The organism is Pseudophaeobacter sp. (assembly GCF_048267565.1).
Taxonomy (GTDB): domain Bacteria; phylum Pseudomonadota; class Alphaproteobacteria; order Rhodobacterales; family Rhodobacteraceae; genus Pseudophaeobacter; species Pseudophaeobacter profundi.
In genome coordinates, this window is the sequence record NZ_JBLWXG010000025.1 from 1 (window position 1) to 5,748 (window position 5,748).

At 64.6% G+C, this 5,748-nt stretch carries 5 protein-coding genes; all 5 read right to left on the bottom strand.

Annotation, left to right across the window (positions count from 1 at the left end; genetic code table 11):
• Positions 1–147 precede the first annotated feature (147 nt).
• On the bottom strand, positions 148–867 hold the full coding sequence (locus ACN0VH_RS20820) for a 2-oxo acid dehydrogenase subunit E2 (RefSeq protein ID WP_417702526.1): 720 nt from the start codon (positions 865–867) through the stop codon (positions 148–150).
• 257 nt (positions 868–1,124) lie between these two features.
• On the bottom strand, positions 1,125–1,430 hold the full coding sequence (locus ACN0VH_RS20825; protein ID WP_417702528.1) for an NIPSNAP family protein: 306 nt from the start codon (positions 1,428–1,430) through the stop codon (positions 1,125–1,127).
• 234 nt (positions 1,431–1,664) lie between these two features.
• Positions 1,665–2,630: a glutaminase A gene (glsA, locus tag ACN0VH_RS20830; RefSeq protein WP_417702530.1), complete on the bottom strand. Its 966-nt coding sequence runs from the start codon at positions 2,628–2,630 to the stop codon at positions 1,665–1,667.
• A gap of 11 nt (positions 2,631–2,641) precedes the next feature.
• Positions 2,642–4,258: a glutamine/gamma-aminobutyrate antiporter GadC gene (gene gadC / locus ACN0VH_RS20835; protein WP_417702532.1), complete on the bottom strand. Its 1,617-nt coding sequence runs from the start codon at positions 4,256–4,258 to the stop codon at positions 2,642–2,644.
• Between the two features lie 14 nt (positions 4,259–4,272).
• Positions 4,273–5,748: glutamate decarboxylase (gene gad, locus ACN0VH_RS20840; RefSeq protein WP_417702534.1), on the bottom strand; the 1,476-nt coding region annotated here is incomplete at its 5' end.

The following is a 5,748-nucleotide window of genomic DNA, read 5'->3' on the forward strand; positions in this document are numbered from 1 at the left end:
GATTACCACGAATCGTAACGATGTTATCGCTGCCTTCGCGGTCGTCCGGAAGGCGGACGGCCACTGGGATAGGAGGTGTCTTGAACGGACCCGCGAATCGGATGCTGCAGAAGTAGATGCCCTGGGCGGGTGATCCCGCGCCGTTGTCTAGATGAGCATGGAGAGCGGATTCTCGACGCGACGCTGGAACGCCGCGAGCCACTCAGCGGCCACGGCCCCGTCGAGCACCCGATGATCGGCCGACAACGTGACTGTCATCACCGAAGCGATGATGAGGTCTCCGTTCGCATCGACGACCGGCATCTTGCGGGCTGCTCCGACGGCGAGGATGCCGGACTGCGGTGGGTTGAGAATGGCTGTGAACTGCGATGTGCCGTACATTCCGAGGTTCGAAACAGAGAAGCTTCCACCTTCGAGCTCGTGCTGCTTGAGCCGCCCGGCGCGGCCTCGCTCGGCCAGGTCGGCCACGCTCGCGCTGACGGCGGAGAGCGACATGCGCTCGACACCGCGCAGCACCGGCGTCGTCAGGCCACCATCAGTGGCGACGGCGACCGAGATCTCGGCCGAGGAGAACTGGCGGATGCCGTCCTCGTTCCAGATGGCGTTCGCGGACGGCACGTCCATGAGCGCACCGGCCACGGCCTTCAGCACGAAGTCATTGACCGAGGTCTTCCGCGGGGAGGTCGCGTTGATCTCGGCGCGCAGGGCGAGCAGCGCCTCGACACGGCAGTCCGCGACGAGGTAGAAGTACGGCACCGTCGCCTTGCTCGCGCCACATTCGACTTCAGCGGGTGCCGTCTGGGCCGCGAATGGCGGAGTTGTTACGACTGATCGGCTGAGTGAGACGCACGAAACAGATGTCACCATAACGGCGAACTCGCCCAAACTGCGGGTCTCGCGCTCAGCGTCGGCACTTCAACGGACGCTTGGACCTTGCCGTTCCGGAGCCCGTCGCGTTGATCGGGCACAGGCGCGGTTGCTCATCGCTTGCTATCGGGCCACTTGAATGTTGCGTTCGGCGCCTGTTCATTCGGTCGCTTCACCGGGCGGGTTGCGGGGACGCTCGCAGTCAGCGGCCATCGAGCAGCTTCGCTCCAGCATCCGCCGCGCGCCGTGGCCGACCGCTAGGAGAATATCGGCGAGAGGAACCGACGCTCGTAGCGACGGATGCAGCCGGTCACACGCGCGAGCTCGAATGCCGCCTGGCACTCCGGATCCGCCTTCGAAGCGTCCCGATAGATCTCGTACCCGGCCAGCGACGGGAAGGTGAACAACGCGAACGCCTCGTCGCTGTCGCCCTCGCTGGGCATGAAGTAGCCGTGGTGGGTGCCCCCGAGCCTGTTGACAAGCCGGATCCACGCGCGGCCGTACGCGGTGAAGTCGTCGAGCTTGTCGGGATCGATCTCATAGCGAAGATGAACAGTGATCATCGAGGTTCCTTTGTGATGCCGCGGCTGACGGTGTGGTTCCGAGTATCCCGATCGCAGATGGCGAAGGGAAATGGACCCACGGGTGCCCGCACGCCAGTGGCCGTCACGTCAGCGCCCGATCCCACGTCTGTCGTCCACCTGGATCGCATGCGTCACGTGCGATCCCAGCACGCAGCCGTGTCGGACATCCTCGACGGAGGGCGCGCGCGAACGATCCGGCAGCACTTCTCCGCCCTATTGCGCCGAGGAATTCTCGCCGCGCGAGTCGGCGATCCGGTAAAGCCCGCAGTTCAGCTCATTGGCGACCTGCGCGACCGCCGCCCATCCCCGCACGCTGTTGCCCGCAGGATCCAGAGGGGGTGAGAATGCGGCGATCGAGAGTACGCCCGGCGCGACCGCGAGCAATCCTCCGCCGACGCCGCTCTTGCCGGGGAGACCGACGGTGTAGGCGAAGTCTCCCGAGCGGGTGTAGAGCCCCTCCATCGTCATCTCGGCGAGGAGATGCGGAACGTTCGACGCCGCGACCACCCGTCTCTTGGTCAGCGGGTTGACGCCGCCGGCCGCGAGCGTGGCGCCCATCACGGCGAGGTCATGAGCGGTGATGAGGGTCGAGCACTGGCGGGTGTACACCTCGCACGCCTCCATCGGATCGGAGTACATCGCTCCGCCGGAGTACAGGAGCCACGCAATCGCCCGATTGTGAAAGTTCGTGGTCTGCTCGGACTGGTTCACGTCGTCGCTCAATTGGATCGAACGTCCGGCGAACGCGCTCTGCATCGCGAGGATCTTCTGCCAGCGTTCCTCGGGACCATCCGCCGAGACGAGACTCGTGGAGGACATCGCTCCGGCGTTCACCAGGGGCGACAGGGGAAGGTCGTTGTGCAGTTCCAGTGCCATCACCGAGTTGAACGGCAGCCCGGTCGGGTCTGCCCCGACCTTGCTGTGGAACACTTCCGGACCGACCTCCTCCATCGCCAGAGCCATCGTGAACACCTTGGAGATGGACTCGATCGCGAACTCGAATCGAGAGTCCCCGGCCTCGAACACCTGGCCGTCGACGGTCACCACGCACACTCCGAACAGCTCCGGGTCGACCGAGGCCAAGTACGGGATGTACGAGGCATTCGCTCCCGTCGTGGTGGCGAGGTTGTCGGTATGTGCTCGGGTCACCGCATCCTGGATCTTCGCCGCATCGATCATGTGCTCAACTCCTAAGCGGGTGGGGTCGGATCGCCCGGCCGGGCGGCGGGCGGGGTGAGCGACGCGGTGTCGCTGGTCGGCGTCCGCGAGTGCGACGGGATGCCGGGGTGACCACCCTCCGCCTGCCAGGTGAAGGGCGCGAAGTCACTCGCCGGGTCGCGCCAGTGCGGTTTGCGGGCGTGGTAGATGAGGAACGGGATGATCACGAAGATCAGCCCCAGCACGATCAGCAGGCCGACGTAGAGAAGGGGGCTCCCGATCGAGATCTGGTCGGGCGGAATGAAGCTGAATGTGAAGGCGAGGGCGGCGCCGAGAAAGCCGGCTCCGCCGATGATCCACATGCCGATGTCGCCTCCGGGCAGCTTGTACGGGCGCGGCCGGTCGGGCTGGCTGTACCGCAGGTAGATCGCCGCCGCGAACATCAGCATGTACATGATCAGGTACAGGATGACGGTCAGTTGACTGAGGATCTGGTAGGCCGCCTGGACAGAGGGGAGCACGACGAACAGCACCGAGAGGCCGGTGACGGCGAGCGCCTGGATGAGGAGGATATGGGTGGCCATGCCGTGCTTGTTGGTCTTCTGGAAGAACCGCGGCAGGTAGCCGGCCTTGGCGACGACCAGGAGACCGGAGGACGGGCCGCCGACCCACGTGACAATGCCCGCGAAGACGCCGATCGCGAGCGCGACCGCCATGATCGGCGCGGCCCAGGAGATCCCCGCCCACGCGAACATGTCGTTGTAGGCGGTGAGCAGACTCTGGGTGAGGTTGATGTCCGCCTGCGGCACGACGAAAGCGATCGCCAACGTGCCGAGCACGAAGATCACCACGGTGCCGAGCGCAGCGATGATTACCGCGATCGGATAGTTGCGGGTCGCGTTCTTGACGTCCTTCACGTGGATCGCGTTCATTTCCATGCCCGCGTAGAACAGGAAGATGCTCGCCGCGAGGACGATGTTCCCGAAGTTGCTGAAGTCGGGGATGATGTCGCCCCACTTCAACTCGATCTGCGGCTTGTTGCCGGCGAACACGTACGCGAACCCCAGCACGATCAGGATGATGGCCGGGATGATGGTGCCGATGATGCCGCCCCATTTGGCGATGCGCGCGAAGGCGGCGACACCGCGGAACGCGATGACCGTCGCGAGCCAATAGACGGCGAGCACCACGACGAGCACGAAGAACTTGTTCCCGGATATCTGCGCATCCAGCCCCTTGTCGGGTCCCGTGTATGCCAGCGCGACGGCGCCGAATGTCAGCGCGGTGGGAAACCAGATCGTCACCTCGATGAAGAGCATGAACATCGCGAGGAAGGCCCAACGTCCGCCGAAGGCTTCGCCCACCCATCGGAACACACCGCCCTTCTCCGGCCAGCCCGTGGCCAGTTCCGCTGCCACCAGTGACACCGGCACGAGGAAGAACACGGCGGCGAACACGTAGTAGAAGATCGAGCTGAGGCCGTACTCCGCCTCGGCGGGGAGTCCGCGCAGGCTGACGACCGCGACGATGTTGAGGATCGCCAGGCCGAAGACGGTGATCTTGCCTGCCTGGTTCGCCGAACTGGCGGCGGCACGATTGGTGGGGACGTCGGCGGCCGCCGGCGTCGGGGACGGGGTCTCTGTCGACATGAGTCACGCTCCGATCAGTGGTGGAACCCGGGATGCTGACCCTCGACGGGCATCGGGGATTCGAGCGCATCGAGATACGCGACCTCCTTCTGGATGTCTGCCAGGAGTTCGTCGGCGAGGTCCATGCTGAGACCGTTGCGGACGACGATGCGCTGCACCGTGCGGTCTGCGAGACCGTCGGGGAGCGGGTAGGCGGGCACTAACCATCCCTTCATCCGCAGACGGTCGGAGAGATGATAGAGATTCCAGTTCTTCGTGTGGCCGGGCTTGAGCTGCCAGGCGAACACGGGAATGTCGCTGCCGTCGTTCCAGAGGTCGAAGGCGCCGATCTTGGCGATACCCCCGGAGAGGTAGAGAGCCACATCCCGCGTCGCCGACTGGATCTTCGTGTAGCCGGTCGTCCCGAGCCGGAGGAACAGGTAGTACTGCAGCAGGACCTGTGCACCAGGGCGCGAGAAGTTGAGTGCGAACGTCGGCATCGACCCGCCCAGATAGCTCACCTCGAAGACGAGCTCTTCGGGCAGCCACTGGCGGTCCCGCCACACGACCCATCCGAGTCCCGGGTACACGAGCCCGTACTTGTGCCCCGACGTGCTGATCGAATGGACGCGGTCCAGCCGGAAGTCCCACACCAGATCGGGCTGGACGAACGGGGCGATCATCGCGCCGGATGCTCCGTCCACATGCAGCGGAATGTCCAGGCCGGTCTTCACCTGAATCGCATCCAACGCCGCAGCGATCTTCTCCACCGGCTCGTACATCCCGGTGTAAGTGACCCCCATGATCGCGACGACTCCGATCGTGTTCTCATCGACGTACTTGTCGAGTTCGAATCCGTCGAGCACCTTGTGGTCGAGGCTGATCGGCACGAAGCGGGGCTCCACGTCGAAGTAGTTGCAGAACTTCTCCCAGCACACTTGGACGGCCGAGCTCATCACCAGGTTGGGCTTGTCGGTGGACTTGCCCGCGGCCCGGCGCGCGATCTGCCAACGACGCTTGAAGGCGAGTCCTCCGAGCATGCAGGCCTCGGATGACCCGATCGTCGAGGTGCCGATGGATGCCTCGACATCCGGTGCGTGCCACAGATCGGCGAGCATGTGCCAGCAGTTGTCTTCAACGGCCGCAGTCTGCGGATACTCGTCCTTGTCGATCATGTTCTTGTCGTAGGACTCGGCATACAGCTTGTCTGCGTGCTCGTCCATCCACGTCCCGACGAAGGTCGCGAGGTTCAGGCGGGCATTTCCGTCGAGCATCGTCTCGTCGTGCACGATCTGATATGCGGTCTCCGGCATCATCTCGTCGGATTCGATGCGATGGCGCGGCGTAATCGTCGACTCGCCCGCGCGTGCGAACACCGGCATCATCTCATCGGATTCTGCGGTCACCGTTTCATTCCCTTCAGCGGCGCCGTCCGACGCCCACACCGGGAGAATAGACCCCCATTCGGCCGCGCCGCTAGATCTGGCGCGGGCGTCGGACGTCGTGTAAAT

Coding starts and splice junctions, on each gene's coding strand:
- ACN0VH_RS20820 (WP_417702526.1), bottom strand. CDS start 867: ATGGTGACATCTGTTTCGTGCGTCTCACTCAGCCGATCAGTCGTAACA.
- ACN0VH_RS20825 (WP_417702528.1), bottom strand. CDS start 1,430: ATGATCACTGTTCATCTTCGCTATGAGATCGATCCCGACAAGCTCGAC.
- glsA (WP_417702530.1), bottom strand. CDS start 2,630: ATGATCGATGCGGCGAAGATCCAGGATGCGGTGACCCGAGCACATACC.
- gadC (WP_417702532.1), bottom strand. CDS start 4,258: ATGTCGACAGAGACCCCGTCCCCGACGCCGGCGGCCGCCGACGTCCCC.